Origin of the sequence: Pseudoduganella rhizocola (genome assembly GCF_045984285.3) — a bacterium.
Lineage (GTDB): Bacteria > Pseudomonadota > Gammaproteobacteria > Burkholderiales > Burkholderiaceae_D > Rugamonas.
On the sequence record NZ_JBJQIK030000007.1, the window covers coordinates 1 to 22,250 of the forward strand.

Below are 22,250 nucleotides of genomic sequence, written 5' to 3' on the forward strand. Positions count from 1 at the left end.
CATCAAGCTCAAACTAAAAGGGCTGAGTCCTGTGCAATACAGAACCCAGCCCTTGGCCGCTTAGGCAAACTAACCGTCCAACTTTACGGGGTCAGTTCATTGCGCCGGCGTTTTTCATGGGGCTGCCGCAGCTCAGAACTTGTAGTTGTACTGGGCCGTCAGGCGCACGCTGCGTGGCGTGGAATACGCCGCTTCCTGCAGGGCGGTCGGGCTCACCGTGGTGCCGGCACGGCTGACGTTATAGCCTTCGTTGATACGCTGCACCACCTGCTGGTTGGTCACGTTCAGCACGTCGACCTTGAACATGGTGCCGCTCAGGAAAGCCGGCTTGTATGTCAGGTTCAGGTCGATGCGCGACTCGGTCGGCAGGCGGCCCAGGGCGCCACGGCCATTCTGGCCATCCGGGCACAGGAAGAACACCGGACCGTACTGGAACAGGCCCAGGCCTTCCTGGTCCATCGCCGCAGGAATATTGCAGGTCCGCGATTTCGGACGGCCGCTCGCCACCAGCAGGTTGCCGCCTACCGCGAATTCCCTGTTCAGCTCGTAGTAGCCGTAGGCTTTCAGCTGATGCTTGCGGTCATTCGGCAGCAGGCCCACGGCGTTGATCATGGTTTCCGGGAAGTCCCAGCCGGAAGTGAAGCCCACGTCTGGCTGGGCATTGTCCGACTTGGTCTGGCCTTCCTGGTTGCCGTAGCTGCGCGACCAGGTGTAGTTCACCTTGCCGTACCAGCCATTACGCAGCGGGTGCTCCAGCATGAATTCCAGCGCCGTATAGGTACGCTTCACGTCGTCCGGGAAGCCCAGTTCCGCCGCCGTCACGTGCACGGAGCGCGACTGGCCGTTCGGGCCGACCGGCACCAGGAAGGTGTTGTCCTTGCCCGGATTGAACAGCGCGCCGGTCCACACGCTCTGGAAGTATTCCGCTTCCGAAGCGCTCAGCTTGCGCATGATGGCGCGCGGATCGGAGAAGTCGTCGATACTGTTGCGCAGGGTACGGTAGGTCAGCTTCACGCCGCCGTTGTAGTCGGGCGTCAGCGCTTTTTCGAAGCCGAGGTTGATCTCGTCCTGATAGTGCGCTTTCAGGCCTTCCGCCGCCAGCTGCTTGGCGATCTTCTCCTGGCCGAACTCGTTGTTTGCGGACAGCACATTGCTGATCGGGTTCAGGCCGGTCGGCGCGCCGGTGGCCGCATCCACGCCGGTATAGGTGTAGAAGCGGTCGGTGTTCAGCGCCGCGCCGGCGAAGCGCACTGCCATATTGGCCGGCAGCTGCATGAAGTAGCGGCCTGCGGTACCGAACACTTTCAGCGTGCCGTCGCCGTACACATTCCAGGCCACGTTCAGGCGCGGCGCCAGCATGTCCTTCTGCTCGACGAACACTTCGCCGGCGCCGTTGAAGTTCTTGAAGGCCTCGTTGCGCAGGCCCAGCGTGACCACCAGGTTGTCGTTGACCTGGTAGCGGTCTTCGATGTACTGGGCCGACTGGTCCACGGCCGGCGTGGAGCCGCCGCGCTGGATGTTCTCCTGCACATAGTAGCCTTGCGTACCGTAGCCGCCGCCCGCGGCCGGCGAGATGTTGTGGCCGGACAGCACCTGGTTCGGATCGGTCACGCGCAGATAGGTCCAGGAGCCGCCGCCGGCGGATTCGGTGCCGTTCAGCGCCGTGATCTTGTTGCGGTCGAGGCCGGCGCGCAGGGTGTGCTGCTTGCCCAGCTTGTATTCGACGTCCAGGCGGTGGCCCTTGTTCTCGTCATGCGCGTCGTCGCGCAGCAGCTGGTCGGCGAAGCCCTGCACCTGGCTTGGCGTGTAGTTCAGGCCCGGCACGCGGTTGGCGGCGGCGGCCGAAATCGGGCGCAGGCCAGGCACATAGCCCAGCGGGACCTGCACGCGTTCGGTACGCGCCTTGCCCACCAGCGCCTGCACGGTCAGGTCGTCGGTGATGTAGCCGGTGTACTTGAAGATATTCACGTTCGCGCCCTGCGGCGCCGCCAGCGCCGCGCCGGTACTGGACAGGCCCAGCACGCCGGACGCGTAGTTGCGGTAGGTGGCGCCGCCGGCCACCACATTGTTGTGCTTCAGGGTGTTGTAATCCAGGCCGTAGTACTTCTCGTCCAGCTTCGCCGTGTCGGCAATGCGGGTGTATTCGAGGCGGTGGTTGTCGGTAATGTTCCAGTCCACTTTCGCCAGGTAGCGCGGCACGCGCTGCTCCTGCACGCCCCAGCCGGTCTGGTTGGCCACGGTGCTGCTGGCGGCCAGGCGGGCGCCTTCGCGGTGCACATCGTTATATTCGCCGGCCAGGTAGACGAAGAGGCGGTCCTTGATGATCGGGCCGCTGATATAGGCGTTGTACATCTTCTCGTCCAGCACATCGCCGGCCTTGTAGATGTTGATCTTGCCGTCGGTGTTGGCGTTGATCGGCGCCCCGGTCATCGGGTACATGATGTTGCGCGGCGAGGCGCGCAGCGAGTTCGGCGCCCAGCTGGCGCCCACGCCCATTTCCCAGGTATTGTTGCCGCTCTTGGTGGTGATGTTGACCACGCCGCCGGTGGAGCGGCCGAACTCGGCGCCGTAGCCGCCGGTGATGATCTGGGCCTCGCCGATGGAGCCGAAAGGCAGCGAGGAGTAGCCCACCTGGTACAGGCTGTTGGTGACGGGGAAGCCGTTGATATAGGCCGCGTTCTCGGAGGCGCTGGAGCCGCCGAAGCTGGCCGCGTTATTGCCGTAGCGCGAGTCGGCGCGGGTGGTGCCGCCGGCCAGCTGCACCACATTGGCCACTTCCGGCGCCAGCGGCAGGGCCGCCAGTTCGCGCGCATTGAAGGAGGAGCCGGAATTCGAGGCGCCCATGTCGATGGTCTTGCGGCGCTGCGACACGGTCACGGTCTGCAGCGCCAGCGCGACTTCCGCTTCCTGGCCGATGCGCACTTCCACGTTCTGCGTGCTGACCTGGGCGCCGTTCTGCATCAGGGTGACTTTGTAGTTGCCGACCGGCAGGGAGGTCACGCGGAAGCTGCCGTCGGCCTCCGGTGCGATGGTGCGCTTGAGGCCGTTGTCCAGGCCGACCACGCTGATGGAACTGCCGGCGCCGGAAGCCAGCTTGCCGACGATATTGCCGGTGGCATTCGATTGCGCCAGTGCCGGCTCCATCATGGCGGTGCTGATGGCGCCGGCCAATGCGAGCTGCACGGCCCGCACCAAGACTTTTTTATTCAACATATTTTTTTTCCCGATCATTGGATTGAACGCTCTCCTGCCTGCCGGGTCGCGGCAGCCAGGAGCACGGAACGTCACATATCGAACACATCGCCGGTGATTCCGACGTGTTCAAGCGGGCAATAAAATCATGGGAGAAGGAGCAGCGTCAACGCGGCGCCAGTGCCGCGGCGCCCCTTTGGCAGCAAGGCGGTGACACATCGGTGACAGACGCGCGCAGGCCGGTTTACGCACTAACCGGCACACCGCGCATGGCCCACGTGTGGGCGCATATTTGTCACAAAATTGTCGAAAAGATGTCTTACTCTGTGAAGCTGCAACAGATTGGCAAAATCAGAGCCATCCGGCACGCCGGAAACGCCGGTACAGGTAGAAACTGGTGCCGAACATGGTGGCCAGCGCCAGCGGATAGCCGAAGCGCCAGTCCAGTTCCGGCATGGATTTGAAGTTCATGCCCCAGATGCCGGCAAAGGCCGTCAGCACGGCGAAGATGGCGGCCCAGGCCGCCAGCCGCTTGTTCACTTCGCCCTCTTCCAGCGCCACCATGGACAGGTTGACCTGGATCGCGGTGCCGATGGTGTCGCGCATGGTATCCAGGGTGCCGTTGATGCGGTGCAGGTGGTCGTGCACGTCGCGGAAGTATTCCTGGGTATTGGCGCAGATCGCCGGCACGCGGCCGCCATGCAGCTTGCCGATCGCATCGAGCAGCGGCGCCACGGCGTGGCGCAGGGTCATCACCTTGCGTTTCAGATCGTACAGGCGCTCGATATTGGCGCGCTGCGAACCCTGGATGAAGATGCGCTCCTCGATCTGTTCCAGCTCCGATTCGAAGGCGTCGACGACCGGGAAATAGCGGTCCACCACGGCATCCATCAGCGCATACAGCACGAAGGACGAGCCCTGCCGCAGCAGTTCCGGCTCGCGCTCGGCGCGCGCCCGCACGCCGAGGAAACCCTGGCTGCTGTTCTGGCGCGAGGACAGCACATAATTCTTGCCGACGAAGACATCGACCTCGCCCACCTGCAGCTCGTCGTCCAGCAGTTCCACGGTCTTCACCACCACGAACAGCGAGTCGCCGTATTCCTCGATCTTGGGGCGCTGGTGGCCGCGCTGGGCGTCTTCCACGGCCAGCTCGTGCAGGCCGAATTCTTCCTGCATCACGGCCAGCTCTTCGGGCAGCGCATCGCGCAAGGCCACCCATACGAAGGCGTCGGGACGCGACACGTAGTCGCTGATGTCGGCCACCGGCACATCCGCCAGCTTGCGGCCATCCTGGTAAGCGACGCAATTAATCAGCATAAAAAAAGCTCCGGACAATTTCCTGCCCGAAGCTTACCACCGAGGTCGCCACCGCGCAGGCGCCCCAGGAGTATGCTGTGTCGCCCCTGGGTTTCCGCCTGCGCGGGAACGACGGCTAATCTTCCTTGGCGCCGTCGATGCCCAGTTCCGCGATCTTGCGCGTGATGGTGTTGCGGCCGATGCCCAGGCGCACCGCCGCATCGTTCTTGCGGCCATGCGTGAACTTGAGCGCGGTGCGGATCAGCGAGGACTCGAACTGCCGCCCCAGCACATCCATCACCTCCTGCTGCCCGGCGGCCAGCATGCTGGCCGCCTGCAGTTCGAGCAGGCTGAGCCAGCCATCCGGCGCGGCCGCGGCCGGCGCGCTGATGACGGTGCCGTGGTGCTGCGGCAGCGCCTGCTCGGCCGCCGGGACCGTGCTGCCCTGCCCTTCGCTCAGTTCCAGCGGCAGGTCCTTGACCTCCACCGTCTGGCCCGGCGCCATCACCGTGATCCAGTTGCACAGGTTCTCCAGCTGGCGCACATTGCCCGGCAGGTCCAGGCTCTGCAGGAAGGCGATGGTGGCGTCGCTCATGCGCTTGGCCTCCACGCCCAGCTGCTTGGCGCTCTGCACCAGGAAGTGGCGCACCAGAATGGGGATATCCTCGCGCCGCTCCCTCAAACTGGGCAGGCGCAGGCGGATCACGTTCAGGCGGTGGTACAAGTCCTCGCGGAACAGGCCGTCGCGCACGCGCTGCTCCAGGTTCTGGTGGGTGGCCGTGATCACGCGCACATTGGCCTTCAGCGGCTGGTGCCCGCCCACGCGGTAGAAGTGGCCGTCCGACAGCACGCGCAGCAGGCGGGTCTGCAGGTCGAAGGGCATGTCGCCGATTTCGTCGAGGAACAGCGTGCCGTTCTCGGCCTGCTCGAAACGGCCGCGCCGCGTGGCCTGGGCGCCGGTGAAGGCGCCGCGCTCATGGCCGAACAGCTCGGACTCCAGCAGGTCCTTGGGAATCGCCGCCGTGTTCAGCGCGATGAAGGGCTGGGCGGCGCGCGGGCTGTGCTTGTGCAGGGCGCGCGCCACCAGCTCCTTGCCGGTGCCCGACTCGCCCGTGATCAGCACCGTGACATTCGACTGCGACAGGCGGCCAATGGCGCGGAACACCTCCTGCATGGCGGGCGCCTGGCCCAGGATTTCCGGGGTTTCGGCCGGCCCCGATTCCACGCTGGCTTCGCGCAGGCTCTCGTCCAGCGCGCGCCGGATCAGCTCCACGGCCTTGTCGATATCGAAGGGCTTGGCCAGGTATTCGAAGGCCCCGCCCTGGAAGGCGGCCACGGCCGAATCGAGGTCGGAGAAGGCGGTGATGATAATGACCGGCAGGCCGGGATGGCGTTGCTTGACCAGCTGCAGCAGGTCGAGGCCGGAATCGCCCGGCATGCGGATGTCGGAGACGAGCACCTGCGGCGTCTCGTGCTCCAGCGCGGCGATCGCGTCGCGCGCATTGGCAAAACTGCGGGTGGCGAGGTTTTCCCGCGCTAATGCTTTTTCCAGTACCCAGCGGATCGATTCATCGTCGTCAACTATCCAGATTGGCTTCATGTGTTGTGTGGTTCCGCAATATGGATCTTTAATCAGGGATAGCGGCCGGCGCGGCACCCGCTTATGGCAGGGGCAGCAGGATCCGGAAGTCCGTGTATCCAGGCCGGCTTTCGCATTCGATGACGCCCAGGTGCTGGTGCACGAAGGTCTGCGCCAAAGTCAGGCCGAGGCCGCTGCCTCCTTCCCGCCCGGATACCAGCGGATAGAAGATGCGGTCGCGGATCTGCGGCGAAATGCCCGGTCCATTGTCGATGATATGCAAATCTAATGCCAGGTTGTAACGGACCTTCGCCAGCGTGACCTGGCGCGCGACCCGTGTCTTGAACGTGATCTGCGCATCGCCCGCTTCGATGCGCCCGGCCAGCGCCTGCGCCGCGTTGTGCGCGATGTTCAGCACGGTCTGGATCAGCTGTTCCTTGTCGCCGCGGAACTCGGGCAGCGAGGCGTCGTAATCGCGCAGGATGGCCAGGCCGCTGGGGAATTCGGCCATCATCAGGCTGCGCACGCGCTCCAGCACTTCGTGGATATTCACATCGCCCACGATATGCGGGCGGCGGTGCGGCGCCAGCAGGCGGTCCACCAGCGTCTGCAGGCGGTCCGCCTCCTTGATGATGACCTGGGTGTACTCGCGCAGCTGGCCCAGGTGCAGCGGCGGCAGCTCCATTTCCAGCAGCTGGGCCGCGCCGCGGATGCCGCCCAGCGGATTCTTGATTTCATGCGCCAGGTTGCGGATCAGCTCCTTGTTCACCTGGCTCTGGTCCAGCAGGCGCTCCTCGCGGTCCAGCTTCATCTGCTGCACCGTTTCGCGCAGCTCGACCAGCACGCCGCCGGGAGGCTCGTCCAGCGCGCTGACGATGGTGTGCACCTGCAGCGCATCGCGCCCCAGCCGCTCCAGCGTCAGTTCCTGGCGCAGGTCGGAGAACTGGTGGGCGCGGGCCTGGGCCGTGATGTTGTCCAGCTCGGCCGCATTGATGAACAGGTCGCCCAGCGTCTGGCGCGACATGGCCTTCAGCGAGCTTTCCAGCAGGTTCTCGGCCGCCGCGTTGGCGTAAACGATATGGTTGCTGCCGTCGATCAGCAGCACGGCGGAGGCCAGCAGGTCCAGCCCGGCCATGGACGGCAGGCGCGGCTCCGCAAAATTGCTCACTCTGGTCATCGTATGTTTGCGATTTCCCTGCGCAGGGCTTCCACATTCTTCTCCGAGCGGGAGATGCTGTCGCGCAGCGTGGCCACGCGCTCCTGGTACTTGGCGTAGTTGCGTTCATCGCCGCGCCGTTCCGGCTCGCCGTTATTGAACTCCACCTTCAGTTCCGCCAGCTTCTTCATCTCTGCGTTCAGCTCCTCGGTGAGGATGGCGCGCCGGTCCGCATCGCGCGCCTTCTGCTCGGCGTTATCGATGCGCGGGAACTGCGACGCGGCGGCCGGCACCTGCGGCCTGGCCTTCGGCGGCGCACTGCGCGCAGCCGGCGCCGCGATCGCGCCCGGCACATCCAGCAGTACACAGTGGCTGCCCTTGCGGCTGTCCGTGTACTCCTTGTGCCCGTTGGCATCCACACAACGATAGATCTGCGCCTGGGCCGAACCGGCCGCCAGCGCCAGTACAAGAATGCGTTTTTTCATGCCCCGACTATACAACATTCGAAAAAAAACGCGAGGAAAGCACTGGCTCGCCTCGCGCCGTTTTGCGCCGGCTCGGGAACCGGCTGCACCGCTCTTACAGCGAGTAGTACATGTCGAACTCAACCGGATGCGTGGTCATGCGCATGCGGGTGACTTCGCTCATCTTCAGCTCGATGTAGGCGTCGATCATGGTGTCGGTGAACACGCCGCCGCGGGTCAGGAACTCGCGGTCCTTGTTCAGCGCATCCAGGGCCTCTTCCAGCGAAGCGCAGACGGTCGGGATCAGCGCGTCTTCTTCCGGCGGCAGGTGGTACAGGTCTTTCGACGCGGCTTCGCCCGGGTGGATCTTGTTCTGCACGCCGTCCAGGCCGGCCATCATCAGCGCGGCGAAGCACAGGTATGGGTTGGCCAGCGGGTCCGGGAAGCGGGTTTCGATACGGCGGCCTTTGGGATTGGCCACGTGCGGAATACGGATCGAAGCGGAACGGTTACGGGCCGAGTACGCCAGTTTCACCGGTGCTTCGAAGCCTGGCACCAGGCGCTTGTAGGAGTTGGTGCCGGGGTTGGTGATCGCGTTCAGGGCCTTGGCGTGCTTGATGATGCCGCCGATGTAGTACAGCGCGAAGTCGGACAGGCCGGCATAGCCGTCGCCGGCGAACAGGTTCTTGCCGTCTTTCCAGATCGACTGGTGCACGTGCATGCCCGAGCCGTTGTCGCCAACGATAGGCTTCGGCATGAAGGTAGCGGTTTTGCCGTAGCTGTGCGCCACGTTCCACACAATGTATTTCAGGTTCTGGGTCCAGTCGGCGCGCTCGACCAGGGTCGAGAACTTGGTGCCGATTTCGTTCTGGCCGGCGCCCGCCACTTCGTGGTGGTGCACTTCAACCGGGATGCCCATCGATTCGAGGATCAGGCACATTTCCGAGCGCATGTCCTGGAAGGAATCGACTGGAGGCACAGGGAAGTAGCCGCCCTTGACGGTTGGACGATGGCCGCTGTTGCCGCCTTCGATGTCCTTGTCGGTCGACCAGGAAGCTTCGTCGGAGTCGATCTTGACCATGGCGCCGGACATGTCGATCTTCCACTTCACGGAGTCGAAGATGAAGAATTCCGGCTCCGGGCCGAAGTAGGCGGTGTCGCCCAGGCCGGAGGATTTGAGGTAGGCTTCGGCGCGCTTGGCGATGGAGCGCGGATCGCGGTCGTAACCCTTGCCGTCCGACGGTTCGATCACGTCGCACTGCATGAACAGGGTGGTCTCTTCCATGAACGGGTCGATGTTCGCGGTGTTCGGATCAGGGATCAGCAGCATGTCGGACGCTTCGATGCCCTTCCAGCCAGCGATCGAGGAGCCGTCGAAGGCGTGGCCGGACTCGAACTTGTCGATGTCAAAAGCGGACACAGGCACGGTAACGTGCTGTTCTTTACCACGGGTATCGGCAAAACGGAAATCAACGAATTTGACTTCGTTATCTTTTACCATCTTCAGAACTTCTTCGGCGGTCATTGCCATGCATATCTCCTAAGTGAAAAGGGCTGCCGCACCGGAATGCGGCAAAAACTCGCGGATTGAGTAAGCAGGTTCCATGCCAGCGGGCATCGGAGCTAAAATCCTTTGGGCAAAGCCCGCGCACCACGATTGCACATGCACTCATTTAGTGCAATCTCATCCATTTGCACTGAAATGGTGAAAATGCATCACACTGGTGCGCCGCGGTGCGCGACCATCATAAACGAAGACGAAAGCGGAAAACATGGCGACCCCGGAACAAATTCTCGAACGCGCCCGCACGCGCGACACCACCCTGCCCTATGCCGGCGCGGTGACACCGGACGAGGCGTACCAGCTGTTGAAGTCCGATCCCGCCATCAAGCTGGTGGACGTGCGCACCAATGCGGAGCGCGACTGGGTGGGCCGCGTGACAATTCCGGAAGCCCAGCATGCCGCCGTGCAATGGAGCACCTGGCCGGGCGGCGCCCCCAATCCCGATTTCCTGGCCCAGCTGGCGGCCGTGGCGGGCAAGGACGAGGTGCTGCTCTTCCTGTGCCGTTCCGGCGTGCGCTCGCGCCACTCGGCGAAACTGGCGACGGAACACGGCTACACGTGCTGCTACGACATCCTGGAAGGGTTCGAAGGCGACAAGGACAGCGCGGGCCACCGCAAGACGGTGGGCGGCTGGTGCAAGGCCGGCCTGCCCTGGCTGGGCGCCTGATTCAGTCGGGGGCCCACAGGGCCAGGTATTGGTCCGAGCGGTTCAGCAGGTCGCGCTCCATCTCCCGCAGGCGGCCGGGCGGCGGCTGCGCATGGCGGCTGAAGCCGCTATAGCCGAGGCCGAGGCGGCCGCCCGGCACCGCATAGCCGGCGAATTCCAGGATGGTCGGCAGCAGGTCGAAATGCAGCAGCTGGCCGCGCACCGGCGCCGGCGCATCGCGCGCAATGAAGCGGTTGAAGATGGCGCGGCGCGGCAGCGATTCCAGCTGCGCCGACAGCGGGTTCTTGCGCGCGAGGTGGTCGCCCATGATCACGATATTGGTGTTCTCCAGGTAGCCCTGCTCGCGCGCGAAGCGCACGAAGTCCGCCACCTCGGCCGCCGTGCAGGACACAATGCCCTCGAAGCCCGCCGCATAGCCGGCCCGCGCGCAATGCGCGGACCGGGGGCCGCCCGGCTCGTGGGTATCCACTGTCAGCAGCGACAGGTTGAAGCGCTGCTTCGAGGCCGCCAGCTGGCGCAGCTTTGCCCGCGCCTCGCGGAACAGGTCGGCGTCGTACAGGCCCCAGCCGTTCATGGCGCTTTCGCTGGCGCCGCGCCGCAGCCACTCGTCCTTGCCGTAGACTTCATGGTAGTGGTGCTGGCGCAGGAATTTGTCCTTGCCCGCGAAGCGCGCCGACGCACCGCCCATGAACACATTGCGGTAGCCGCGCTGCGCCAGCAGGTCGGGCAGGCAGACAGCCTTGCCCAGGAAGGAATCCATCATCTGCCCCTGCGTATTGCCGTCGAAAATTGTGACCCGCTCCAGCGGCACCCCGCACTGCGTAGCGACCAGGGCGGCAATGGTCCAGCCGGTGCCGGGCGCCTGCTCGTACGCGGCAAAGCTGGCGCCGTGCAGGCCGGTGAGCGGCGCAATCAGGTCGCGGCCGAAGGCAGCGCGGTCGGCATAGCCCGTTTCCAGGCTCTCCACATAAATGAGGATCAGGTTCTTCGCCTCCCTTTCGGCCAGCTGGACCGAGCCCGGCTGCACATAGTTCGCGCCGAAGTAATCCGGCCCGAAATTGGCGCCCACATATTTCAGGGCCGAGACATCCCACAGCCAGAAGCCGGCGGCGGCGGCCAGCAGCACATTGGGCAGCTGCCGGTAGAGACGGCACAGCGCCGGCCGCCATGCGCGCGGCTGCCGCAGCAGCGCGCCCAGCAGGCGGCGCTCGGCGGCAAGCAGCAGTGCCAGGAAAATGCAGGGCGCCAGCACGCACCAGCGGACAAAGCGCCTGGTAAAAACGGGATCGGAGCTGCGGACGATATCGACGCCGAAGTTCAGGTGATAGGCGATCTGGTTGACATCCAGCTGGCCGAAGTAGCGGTGGATCCAGTAGCTCAGGCAGAACAGGAAGATCGCCAGCAGGCACAGCGCACCGCGCAGGATGCGTTTGCCGGAAAAAGAAAGAGATCGTGGGCCCATGAGGGCCCATGATCTCAATCGTGTGTATCGAACAAGTTTCTAATACGCAGCTTTTTGTATCGTACTGTTGTTCACTTGTAAATCAACACTGACACCATGGGGTCTGGCCCTATGGTGTCAGTGTTCTGCCTTAGAAGGCGTAGTTGACGCGGGCGTAGACGTAGCGGCCGGAGCGGCCGAACGGCGAGTAGTTGGAGAACGGCGCGTTGCCCGTGGTGTTCTGCGCCGTGGTGTAGGCATCAGGGTACTGGTCGAACACGTTATCCGCGCCCAGCGCCAGCGACAGCTGCTTGTTCACCGCATAGCGGCCCTCCAGGTCCACCAGCACCTTGGCCGATGCCCACTGGTCCAGCGTCGCCGGCGAGGCCGGGGTCAGGATCTTGCCGTAGCGCGTGGCGCGTGCCGTCGCGCCCCAGGCGCCCATCGACCAGTTCAGGTTGGCGCTGAACTTGGTCTTCGGCGTGCCTTCTTCGAACGTCAGCACATTCACGCGGTCGAACAGGATCGGCGCCGGGCTCAGGGCTGCCAGCTGCGCCGTGGCCGGTACCTTGGTCACGTCGGTCTTGGTGTAGTTGCCCGCCAGCGTGAGATCCAGCTTGCCGGCCGTGCCCAGCGAGAACGGATGGTTGAACACCACATCCACACCATCCGTCGTGGTATCCACGCCGTTGATGAAGAAGCGGCCGCCGCCAATGCCGATGAAGCCGCGCGCCGTCAGGTAGTCGCGCACATTGGCCGCCGTCAGGTTCTCCGACAGCACGATGCGGTTGCGGATCTTGATCTTGTAGCCGTCCACCGTGAGGCTGCCGCGGCCCAGCTTCATCACCGCGCCGAAGGAGTAGTTGGTGGACTTCTCGGCTTCCAGCGGCTTCGCGCCCAGCGCAATCGCGGCCGGGTCGGCAGGCTTGAAGGTGGTGATGTCGTAAGGGATGCCGTTGATGAAGTTGGTCGACGTCGAGGTGAAGTTCTGCTGCTGCATCGATGGCGCGCGGAAGCCGTTCTGCACCGAACCACGCAGCGCGAAGTCCTTGGTGAAGTTGTAGCGGCCTGCCAGCTTGCCGGACCAGTTGTTGCCGAAGTCCGAGTAGTGCTCGCCGCGCACCGCGAAGGAGCCGAGGAAGTTCTGCGTCAGGTTCGCTTCGAAGTCGGCGAAGATACTGAGCGCGGTACGGTGGCTGTTCGATGCATCGCTCGGGCGGAAGCCCGGGAACACCTGCGACCCCGATGCGGTGGGTGCGCCGCTTGGCAGCAGCACGCCGCCATTGCGGTAGGAATCCGGCTCGCCGGCCCACAGCTTGTAGCCTTCGCGGCGCGCCTCGGCGCCCAGCGCCACGTTCAGGTCGGAGGCCAGGCCCACGTCGAACTGGCGCACGCCGGACAGGTTGAAGGTCAGCTGGTCGTAGGAGTAGCCGCCCGCATCGAAGCTGGTTTTGGACGATGGGCCGATCGAGCGGTTCAGCGTGTTCTCGATGGTGTAGGCCATCTCGTTCTTGCCGTAGCTGAGCGAGGTGTCCATGTCCCAGCCGCCCAGCATCCAGGTCACGCCTGCCGCCGCGCTGTAGTCGTCCACGTCCGGCGAGATGATGGGCAGGAAGCCGTTCGGATAGATCTGGATGGTGTTGTTGTCCTGCAGCGCGCGGCGGAAGAAGCCGCCCGATTTCGCTTCGCGCTTCTGGTAGCTGCTCCAGGCATACAGCTTCACGCCGTCGCCAAGGTTATTGCCCGCATTGACGAACAGCGTGGACTGCTTCATCTCCGGCTCGCCGTACCAGGCGTTGAAACGGTTGATGGTGGCTTCGCGCGGATCGAAGGCGCCGCTCACCAGCGGGTATTGCTGGCGCATGTCGTAGCCGCTGCGCTCCGTGTGCGCCTGGTCCTTGTATTCGGCGGCGATGGTCACATGGCCGGATTCGCCCCATGGCAGGCCTTTCCACAGGCTGACGGTGCCGGTCTGGCCGTCGGTGCGTTCGCGCGAGGTCGGGCCGGCAGCCCAGTTGGCGCCTGCCGGCGGCGGCGCCACGGCGAATTCGTATTCGGTGATGCGGGCGCCATAGCTCGCGGTCGCCTCGCCGCCGCTGCGGTCGGTGCGCAGGCGGATATTGACCACGCCCGCAATCGCGTCCGAGCCGTATTGGGCCGATGCGCCGTCGCGCAGCACTTCAATGTTCTTCACCATCGCCGTCGGGATGGTGTTCATGTCCACTGCCGCCGAACCGCGGCCGATGGTGCCGTTCAGGTTGATCAGCGAGGAGGTGTGGCGGCGCTTGGAATTCACCAGCACCAGGGTCTGGTCCGGCGCCAGGCCGCGCAAGGTGGCGGGACGGATGGTGTCGGTGCCGTCCGCCAGGCCGGGACGCGGGAAATTCAGCGATGGCAGCGCCACGGACAGCGCCTGGCTGATCTCGGGCACGCCGGTGTTCTTGATGGTGTCGGCAGAAATCACGTCCACCGGCGCCGACGTATCGAGCACGGTGCGGTTGGAAACGCGGGTGCCGGTCACCACCACGGTGGCCTGGCTGTCTTCCGTTGCCTGGGTTGGGGTTTGGGCGAATGCCGCGCCGGCGAACAGCGAAGCAATGGTGGCCGCCAGGAGGCTCTTGTTTGGTTTTCTCGTACTCTGCATTGTGGATCCCTTCGAATTATTTTTGAGGCTTGATCGAACGATGGGGCTTATTCGGTCTTGCTGCGCAAGGCCTAATTTAATGTAGTGATGAGCCTGCTCGCCTGTCAATTAATTCGGGATCGAATTTCACCAATTGGGGAAAGAAACAACATTGTTTCGTTTTACCAATAAAGTTCAGTCCGTACTACTACTTACTTGTCCGATGACTCGCTGCCGCACGAAGTTGATATGGCTGCGCAGGCCATACAGGTCGTCCGCAAAGGACAAGGGGATCGAGATCTGGTTCACGCGCTGTTCGATATCGTTCAGGCGTTCCAGCTGGGCCTTGCTGACCTCCTCGCGGCGCTCCGGCGGCGCCGCTTCCAGCGCCTGTTCCACCGCGCGCAGCTGGCCGTACCAGCGGTAGATGCGCGAGCGGATGCGCCACACATACAGGGGCGGCACCACGCGCGACAGCGGCAGGATCAGCGCGCCCAGCGCCACCACCACCACCCACATGCGGTCGAAGAAATTGGCCAGCCAGAAGTTCATGTAGCGCTGCAGGAAAGGCGGCCCGTCCTTGTAGAACTTGGCCGCTTCCGGCGCCACCGGAATCTCGCTGAAGCGCGGCGAAGGGAACTGCCCCTGCTGCTGGAACCACCCTGCCCCGCTGTGGATGCGCGCCGCCGCCTGCACGAAGAGATCGACCAGGGCCGGGTGCAGGTCTTCGCGCGCCACCAGCGTGGCGGTGGGCGCAATCAGGTGATAGTCGCGCGCCGGCAGGTCGCGGCCCAGGTCCACGATGCCGCGCGGCAGCGTCACATGCGTGAGGAAAGGCAGGCGGCGCGTATAGGCCTCGGCCTGCGCGAAATCGAACAGCGCCATGCCGGGCGTGGCCAGCAGCATCTGGATCAGCGGGTCGTCCGGCGCCGCGGCAAACACGATGCCGTCGACGCGGCCTTCGATCAGCTCGACGGTGGCCGGCGTGTTGTCCAGCTGGGAGGCCTGGATCTCTTTTACATCCAGGCCATTCACTTCCAGCACCTGGCGGAACAGGCGCGGCGCCCCGCTGCCCCTGGCGCCGATATTGATCCTCATGCCCTTCAGCTGCGTGAGCTGGGTGATGGGCGGCTTGCCCTTGTGTTCGCGCAGGAAAAGCCACAGCGGTTCCGTGAACAGGCTGCCCAGCGAAACCAGGCCGCGCCGCTCGGCTTCCGCCTGGTCGGTGGTGCCGCTTTGCACGAAGGCGATATCGACCTTCCCTTCGTTCAGCAGGCGCAGGTTTTCGCGCGAGCCGTGCGAGCCTTTGAGCGCAACGGCAATGCCATGCTTGCCCAGCTCCTGGGCGTACTTCCGGCCGATGCGGTCATAGGCGCTGTTCTCCTGCCCGGTGCCGAGGGTGACGCGGCGCGGCGGCGCCGGATCGACGATCAGGTAGGCGGCGACGCACAGCGCGGCGATCAACAGGAAGGTTGGCGCCGCGCTGGCTATCAGGTCGCTGAACGAGAAGCGCGTGAACTTTAAGATGCGTGTGACGTGGTGGCGTACGGGTTTCATGCCCGGATTTTAACGCCCGCAGGCCTTCACGGGCGCGCCGAGCGCCGCCGCCGCTGCCGCCACCGAAGTGCCCGGCTTGAGCGCCGCCTGCGGTTCGATCAGCGGCATCAGGCTGGGCGCCAGCACCGTCAGCAGCTGTACCGGCAGCGCCGACGTGAAGTCGTAATTCTTCGATTCCGGCCCGTGCACATAGGCCGTCATGCTGCCGAAGAAGCGTTCGCCGATATTGAACACGAAGGTCGCCGAGCGGTTCACATAGCGCGATTCGATCAGGCGCCCGCCCGCCGCATACACGTCGAAGCGCTGGTCGCCGGTGCCGGTCTTGCCGCCCACGGGGATAATGGCGCCGTCCGCGCCCACGAAGGCCGCCTTGACACGGCGCGCCGTACCGTCCGATACCACGCCGCGGATTTCATCGGCCGCCACGCGCGCCACTTCCGGCGACAGCACCTGTTCGTTGCTGCTGCTCCTGGCGCGCGCCACCTTGGTGTCGTAAGGCGTGCCGGCCGCGAAATGCAGCGACTCGATGCGCTGCGTGGTCTTGCGCACGCCGCCGTTGACGATAATGCCCATCATCTCGGCCAGCGAGGACGGACGGTCGGCCGAGGCGCCCAGCGTGGTCGCATAGGAAGGCACCAGCGAGTCGAAGGGATAGCCCATCTTCTTCCACTGGCGGTGGATCTCCATGAAGCTTTCCATCTCCAGCAGGCCGGCGATGCGCTTGTCCTGCGCGTGCTTGCGGTGGGTCTTGAACAGCCACTGGTAGACCTCCTGGCGTTCCTTCTCGCTGGCCGCCACCACGTCGCTGAAGTTGGCGCCCGGGTGCGAACGCAGGTAGGCCACCAGCCACAATTCCAGCGGATGCAGGTTGGCCAGGTAGCCGCGGTCGGCCAGGCTCCACTTGTCCATCGCGTACTGGTCGTACATGCGCGCCAGGCGGTCGTCCGGCACCTCGTTCTGCGACTGCAGGTTGCCGTTCACGAACATGGTGAACTCGGCCAGCGATGCTTTCGGGAACAGGGTGCGGTGGATATTCGCCAGGCGCACCGGCGTCGGGCGCACGCTGTCGACCAGGATGCGGTCCAGCTCCGTCACCTTCTTGCCCTTGTACTTGCTGTAGAAGCGGGACAGGAACTCCTTGCCTTCCATGTCGGCGAAGCGCGCCAGGTAGTCGGCGCGGCGCGGATCGTCCGCATCGGCCAGCAGGGTGGCCGAGGAGCCCGGCATCTGGAAGGAGTAATATTTGGCCACGTCGCGCATCAGGCGCACGAACACCAGGTTGGTGGAGCGGCGCAGGCTTTCGCGCACGGTCAGGATCTTGAAGTCGTCCTCTTTCGAGAAGTTGCCGAAGTAATGCAGGCCGCCGCCGGTGAAGAAGCCTTCGCCCGGATTGCCGGAATACTTGCGCTCCATGGCCGCGTTCAGCATATGCGGCAGGCTGCGCTGGGCAGCCGGCGTGGTGAGCATGTATTCGATGCCCCATGCCGTCAGGCGGTCCTTGGGATCGACCGCGACCTTCTTCAGTTCTTCCGGGCTCTTGTCCTGGTACTTCTTCCACAGCTGGTCGACGATGTCGAGGTAAGTCACCAGGGTGCGCAGCTTGGCGGTGGAGCCCAGGTCCAGCTTGGCGCCTTCATTGATGTCCAGCGGCTGGTCGTAGTTATCGGTCTGCACGCGCAGGTAGTTGGTGTCCTTGCCCTTTTCCAGCAGCGTGAAGCTGTACACCACATTGGCCGGGTCGCCGTTGCCCAGCATGCCCTTGCCGGTCAGGCCGGCCTTCAGCGCGATTTCCGGATCCTTCAGGTCGCGCAGCATCTGCGTGACGGCCTTCTGCGCGTCCGCATCGAGGGTGGAGACCACGGACAGGTCCAGCCGGTCCAGGTTGTACATGCGGTTATCGCCCAGCAGGTTGGCCAGGTGCACGCGCACGGCATTCGAGGCTTTCTTGGTCACATAGCTCATCGGCGGCGCCGACTGCAGGCCGGAGCCGTGGGCCGGTTTCAGCTTGACCTTGAGCGCCGCGTCGCGCAGCTGCGGCGTGATGACGCCGGCCTGGGCCAGCAGGCGCAGGTGGCTGTTGGCCAGCACTTCCAGGTCCTCGTCGCCATCGCCCAGGTAGTGGCTGGGGCGGCGCTGCGCGATCAGCAGGCTCAATGCCTCCTTGAAGGCCAGCGGGCTGTCCGGCTGGTCCATCTTGCCGCCCAGGAGCTTGTTCACTTCGTCGAAGTCGCGGCCATACCACACCCACATGCCGTCGCCGATGCCGTTCACTTCACCGTAGCCCGGCTTGGCCGACAGCGGCACCGTATTCAGGTAGTCCACCACGATCTGGCGCCGCACGGCGGTGGTGTCCTCGCCCTGCTGGTAGGCGCGCAGCGAGGCGGAAATCATCTGCTGCAGCTTGTCCTTCATGGAACCGGTGCGGCCTTCCGGCGAATGGCGGTACTTCTCGATCTGGGTGGCCAGGGTGGAGCCGCCGGCCGCGCGGTGGCTGCCGGCGCCGACCGCGCTGGCGGTCTTCTCCAGCACGGCCTTGGACAGGCGGTCCCATTCCACGGCCGGATTGCGTTTCGGGTAGGTCTTGTCCAGCAGTTCGCGGTTTTCGATGAACAGCAGGCTATGCACCAGGGCGGCCGGGGCCTGCTCGAAACTCGGGTAGATCCGTTCCGGATAGCTGGTGGAGAACAGCGGCTGGGCGCGGCAATCGTAGATCGTAAGGCCGGTGCGGGTCTTTTCGCGGAAGGTGGTGAAGATGCCCATGTCCGACAGCTCCACCATCTTGGGCGAGAAGCGCGACTGGGCCGTGATTTCATAATCGCGGGTTTTCAGCTTGGCCAGGTAGTCGGGCATATTGGCGTAGCCCAGGCGTTCGTCGTAGGGGCTGTCGTGCGGGAAGCGGATTGCATCGCTGGGCCCCGGCTCGACCTTGTAGCTGAGCTGCTTGACCAGGTGGGTGAAGTATTTGGCCTGCATGGTGGAGGTGCGGAACTCGCGCAGCATCCACCACACCGCCAGCGACAGCAGCACCAGCATCAGCACAATGAAGGCATTGCGGGAGCGCTTGCTCTTCCGTGGCTCCGACGGCGGCGGCGTGGCGGCTTGTTCCTCGTCCAGGTGCGGACTTTCTTGATCGTATTGGGAAGACATATTCAGACTTGGTTACAGCAGACTTAGTTACAGCGTGCAATGCCATTGCACCACATCAGGCAAATGTGCACGGGCGATACAATTGAAAATCTCATCCGCCCCATGCTTTTTCGCAAAAAAACAACGCGTCCCTGCCTTTAGCCAGAGGCCCTGGCGTCCCCGGCGGGATGAAACTCGGCCTTGAGTTGCTCCAGTCCGGCACACAGCTGCGCGAAGGCGGCGGCAGCCTGTTCCGGCTCGCCCTTCACACCCAGCTCGATGTGGCGCCGGGTCTGCGCATCGCCCACGCTGGGCAGGCTGAACACCTTGATGCGCGGGAAAGCGGCTTCCAGTTCCACCATCATCGGCGTCAGCAGCGATTCGGCGGTTTCGTACACCAGCACCGCGTGCTCGGCGCGCTGCTCGCGGTGGAACAGGTCGGCGTAATGGGTGTCCAGCACCCACTCGATCATGGGCCAGGCCATGACCGGGAAGCCGGGCACGAAATAATGGGTGCCGATGGCAAAGCCGGGCACATTGTTATAAGGGTTGGGGATCAGGGCCGCGCCTTCGGCAAATTCCGCCATCTGCAGGCGCTGCAGGTTTTCCGGCGCCTCCAGGTCGGCCGCGTGCCCTGCCTCGCGCGCCATCTGCACAATGCGCTGCTGGATCAGGCGCTTGCCCTCCTCGTGCAGCACCAGGGGCAGGCCGGCGGCCATGGCAGCCGCCTGGCGCGTATGGTCGTCCGGCGTGGCGCCGATGCCGCCGCAGCAGAACACGAGGTCGCCGCTGGCGAAGGTGCGGCGCAGCGTGTCCGCAATGCGTTCCCGTTCGTCGCCCAGGTATTCGGCCCAGCCCAGCTGCAGGCCGCGCGCAGCCAGCAGCTGCACCACTTTCGGGAAATGCTGGTCGGTGCGTTTGCCTGACAGGATTTCGTCGCCGATGATAATCAGTCCGATGCTCATTCTGTATCCTGTTCGATGGTGATGGTGGCCTCCCGGCCGCGCAGTTCGGCCAGCGCCTGCAGGCAGAAGTACTCGAACCACAGGCCGGTGAAGATGAAGATCAGCACATAGAGCCAGATCGAGGCGGCCAGCAGGAAGGGGAAGAATACGACTGCGATGGCGGCGCCGCCTACCCACAGTACAGCAGGCAGCGATCCGGCAGCGCCCGATATGACGCCGATGGTCCACAGCTCCCGGCGCCGTTCATGCTGGATGGTGCGGCGCTCCTCCTCGCTGGCATAGTCGGCCAGCGCGTCGTAGCTCATGACCCGGCTGGTAAGCCAGCCCCACAGCAGCGAGGAGGACAGCACCGCCAGCGGCGGGAAGGCATACAGGGGCAGCGTGAAGAACCACAGCACCACGAATATGCCGAAGGAACTCAGCGCCTTGCCCAGGCCGCCCAGGATGCTGCCGCCCCGCTTCAGCTCCAGCTGCGCGAAGTGGCGCCCGCCTACGTGGCGCACGATGACAGGCATGGCGATCACCCCGATGAAGACCAGCGCCGTCAGGATCATCAGCGGCAGCAGCAGGAGCATGGCAAAGAAGGGCACCACCACCGTCTTCAGCACGCCGAGGCCCAGCCATTCGAGCCAGCTGCTGGTGCTGCGGAAGATTTCATAGTCGACGAAATGCATATGCAGCCAGTCCAGCAGGGGCTGCAGGCCCAGCCACAGCAGCAGCGCCCACAGCGCCACCGACAGCACGAAAGGCAGGATGCTCAGCACCAGCATCTTGCCGTGCAGCTGGGACAGCAGCGCCCGGCCGTAGGCGTTGGCGACGGCGCGCATCAGCCCGGCCTCCGCGCCGCGGCGAATTCCACCATGCGCTTCAGGCCCAGCCACTGCTGCTGCCAGAAGCCGCGGCCATAGTCGCGGCCGGGGCGCACGGTGCCGTCGGCATCCTCGCGCGCCAGCTGGTCGCGCACACCGGTCGGCTCGAACTTCGGCGTGAAGTTCGCGGTGCGGAATACGATGTCCCAAACCGGCAGCAGCACGGCGAAATTGCAGCCGCCCAGCGTGCCCTTGCCATGCGATTCATGGCCCACGCCGACCGCATGGTGCATGCGGTGGTAGCGCGGCGATACCAGCAGCCATTCGCCGACGCGGCCGAAGTGCAGGCGCACATTGGCATGCTGCAGGCTTTGCAGGATGCGCGACAGGGAGATCAGCAGCACATACTGGCCCGGCGGCACCCCGATGGCGAGGCCGATGATGGCCAGGTAGAGGTCGCGCAGCACATCGTCCAGCAGGTGGTTGCGGTCGTCGCTCCACAGGTTCATGTTCTGCTGGCTGTGGTGCAGGCTGTGCAGGCCCCACCACCAGTTGAACTGGTGCTGGGCGCGGTGGAACCAGTAATCGAAGAAGTCCAGCACCACGAAATAGATGAAGAAGCTGGTCAGGGGACTCATGTCCGGCACCAGTTCTTCCAGGTTGAAGGGGCTGATGTTCTCCAGGTGCAGCCAGGCCGCCACATGGTCCATCAGCGGATCCAGCGTGAAGAAGATCAGCACCGGGAACAGGCCGATGCGGTGCAGGAAGGTGTAGATGAAATCGTTCCAGCGGGCGCGCCGGTCGTCGAAGCGGTGCACCGGGATCAGGGCTTCCATCGGGCGCAGCACGAGGAAGATCAGCACGATTTCGCACGCGCCGATCAGCAGCCATTCGGTGCCTTCGAAGGCATCTTCGATCACATCGCCCAGGCCGGCATAGTACAGCAGCGGTTCGATCACGGTTTCGAACAGCCACCCTTGCGCCAGCGCGAAATGCTCGGTCAGGAAGTCGATCATCGTTGTTTCATGAAAGAGGAATAGTCGGGATGTTCACGCAAGGTCGCAAAACAGAAGCCTTTTTTCTCCAGCCCGGCGATCAGCGGCTCCAGGTTGGCCGGCGCCCACGGATCCTTGCGCGACCAGATGCCCATATGGGCCATGAAGATATCGCCATCGCGCAGCCCGTCCAGCGCCTTCTTCAACAATAGCGCATTCGGGTGGCTGGCACTGGACAGCTCGTCGCCCGAAAAACCGGCGGGCGCCCAGCCTGCGTGATGGTAGCCGCAAGCTTCGGCCGCCGCCAGCGTGCGCGGCGAGGTGCGCCCGCCGGGCGCGCGCCACAGCGGGTCGAGCCGGGCGCCGGTCAGCTGCCGGAAGCGATCGTCGACACGGCGCAGCTCGCTGCAAAACTGCCCGGCCGTCCATTGCCGGCGTTTACCGGCATCCGCGCCGAACTGGGGTTTGACCTGGATCAAACCGCCGGCCGCATCTCTTTCGAAATAGACGTGGTCAAAGGTATGCGAACCGAAAGCATGGCCTTCCGCCACGCGGGCTTGCCAGAACGCCGCCCAGGACGGATCCAGCGCATAGTCGCCGCGCACCGTTTTCTCGTTGGCGAGAAAGAAGGTGGCCTTGATATGGTGGCGCTTCAGCGTGGCGGCGATCAGTTCGGCCTGCGACTGGCTGCCGGTGTCGAAGGTCAGGTAAATCGTGCCGCGGCAGGCCGCAGGATTGGCGGCGTGGACAGCATGGGCCGCCAGCACGGCGGCGCCAAGGATCAGGGAAGCTCGCTTCATGGCGCCGCGCGGGCCG

Annotated in this window: 15 protein-coding genes; 1 reads left to right on the top strand and 14 read right to left on the bottom strand. The window is 64.5% G+C overall.

Going from position 1 to position 22,250, the window contains the following annotated elements; genetic code table 11:
- Nucleotides 1–132: 132 nt before the first annotated feature.
- From ACJRPG_RS16020 to glnA, 6 genes are all read right to left on the bottom strand, one after another.
- Nucleotides 133–3,213 carry a TonB-dependent receptor gene (locus tag ACJRPG_RS16020; protein ID WP_408001092.1) on the bottom strand — a complete coding sequence of 1,027 codons (3,081 nt, stop codon included), beginning with the start codon at nucleotides 3,211–3,213 and terminating at the stop codon, nucleotides 133–135.
- 330 nt (nucleotides 3,214–3,543) lie between these two features.
- Nucleotides 3,544–4,509 (bottom strand): magnesium/cobalt transporter CorA, encoded by a 966-nt coding sequence (corA, locus tag ACJRPG_RS16025; RefSeq protein WP_408001093.1) that lies wholly within the window; start codon nucleotides 4,507–4,509, stop codon nucleotides 3,544–3,546.
- 115 nt (nucleotides 4,510–4,624) lie between these two features.
- A complete protein-coding gene (ntrC, locus tag ACJRPG_RS16030) occupies nucleotides 4,625–6,088 on the bottom strand; it encodes a nitrogen regulation protein NR(I) (RefSeq protein ID WP_408001094.1) in 1,464 nt (487 codons plus the stop codon).
- Nucleotides 6,089–6,149: 61 nt separating this feature from the next.
- A complete protein-coding gene (gene glnL, locus ACJRPG_RS16035; protein ID WP_408001095.1) occupies nucleotides 6,150–7,244 on the bottom strand; it encodes a nitrogen regulation protein NR(II) in 1,095 nt (364 codons plus the stop codon).
- Nucleotides 7,241–7,708 (bottom strand): DUF4124 domain-containing protein, encoded by a 468-nt coding sequence (locus ACJRPG_RS16040; protein ID WP_408001096.1) that lies wholly within the window; start codon nucleotides 7,706–7,708, stop codon nucleotides 7,241–7,243. The genes glnL and ACJRPG_RS16040 overlap by 4 nt, the downstream gene beginning before the upstream one ends.
- A 94-nt stretch (nucleotides 7,709–7,802) precedes the next feature.
- Complete coding sequence (glnA, locus tag ACJRPG_RS16045) at nucleotides 7,803–9,218, bottom strand: type I glutamate--ammonia ligase (RefSeq protein WP_408001097.1); 1,416 nt, start codon at nucleotides 9,216–9,218, stop codon at nucleotides 7,803–7,805.
- Nucleotides 9,219–9,459: 241 nt separating this feature from the next.
- Here glnA and ACJRPG_RS16050 point away from each other — a divergent pair, with 241 nt between their 5' ends.
- Nucleotides 9,460–9,918: a rhodanese-like domain-containing protein gene (locus tag ACJRPG_RS16050; RefSeq protein ID WP_408001098.1), complete on the top strand. Its 459-nt coding sequence runs from the start codon at nucleotides 9,460–9,462 to the stop codon at nucleotides 9,916–9,918.
- Between the two features lies 1 nt (nucleotide 9,919).
- Here ACJRPG_RS16050 and ACJRPG_RS16055 read toward each other — a convergent pair whose 3' ends face one another.
- The 8 genes from ACJRPG_RS16055 to ACJRPG_RS16090 all read right to left on the bottom strand — a co-directional run bounded on the left by ACJRPG_RS16055 (nucleotide 9,920) and on the right by ACJRPG_RS16090 (nucleotide 22,234).
- Nucleotides 9,920–11,380, bottom strand: coding sequence for a sulfatase-like hydrolase/transferase (locus ACJRPG_RS16055; protein WP_408001099.1), 1,461 nt, complete (start codon nucleotides 11,378–11,380; stop codon nucleotides 9,920–9,922).
- A gap of 130 nt (nucleotides 11,381–11,510) precedes the next feature.
- The gene (locus ACJRPG_RS16060; RefSeq protein ID WP_408001100.1) at nucleotides 11,511–14,003 is read right to left on the bottom strand and encodes a TonB-dependent receptor plug domain-containing protein; all 2,493 of its coding nucleotides are present in this window, start codon (nucleotides 14,001–14,003) and stop codon (nucleotides 11,511–11,513) included.
- Nucleotides 14,004–14,177: 174 nt separating this feature from the next.
- A complete protein-coding gene (locus ACJRPG_RS16065; RefSeq protein ID WP_408001101.1) occupies nucleotides 14,178–15,539 on the bottom strand; it encodes a TAXI family TRAP transporter solute-binding subunit in 1,362 nt (453 codons plus the stop codon).
- Between the two features lie 9 nt (nucleotides 15,540–15,548).
- Entirely contained in the window at nucleotides 15,549–18,686 is a 3,138-nt protein-coding gene (locus ACJRPG_RS16070; protein WP_408001102.1) for a transglycosylase domain-containing protein, read from the bottom strand.
- Between the two features lie 137 nt (nucleotides 18,687–18,823).
- On the bottom strand, nucleotides 18,824–19,630 hold the full coding sequence (locus ACJRPG_RS16075; RefSeq protein ID WP_408001103.1) for a competence/damage-inducible protein A: 807 nt from the start codon (nucleotides 19,628–19,630) through the stop codon (nucleotides 18,824–18,826).
- Complete coding sequence (locus ACJRPG_RS16080) at nucleotides 19,627–20,457, bottom strand: EI24 domain-containing protein (RefSeq protein ID WP_408001104.1); 831 nt, start codon at nucleotides 20,455–20,457, stop codon at nucleotides 19,627–19,629. The genes ACJRPG_RS16075 and ACJRPG_RS16080 overlap by 4 nt, the downstream gene beginning before the upstream one ends.
- Nucleotides 20,457–21,455 carry a sterol desaturase family protein gene (locus tag ACJRPG_RS16085; RefSeq protein WP_408001105.1) on the bottom strand — a complete coding sequence of 333 codons (999 nt, stop codon included), beginning with the start codon at nucleotides 21,453–21,455 and terminating at the stop codon, nucleotides 20,457–20,459. Before ACJRPG_RS16085 ends, ACJRPG_RS16080 begins: the two co-directional genes overlap by 1 nt.
- The gene (locus ACJRPG_RS16090; RefSeq protein WP_408001106.1) at nucleotides 21,452–22,234 is read right to left on the bottom strand and encodes a polysaccharide deacetylase family protein; all 783 of its coding nucleotides are present in this window, start codon (nucleotides 22,232–22,234) and stop codon (nucleotides 21,452–21,454) included. Before ACJRPG_RS16090 ends, ACJRPG_RS16085 begins: the two co-directional genes overlap by 4 nt.
- Nucleotides 22,235–22,250 lie beyond the last annotated feature (16 nt).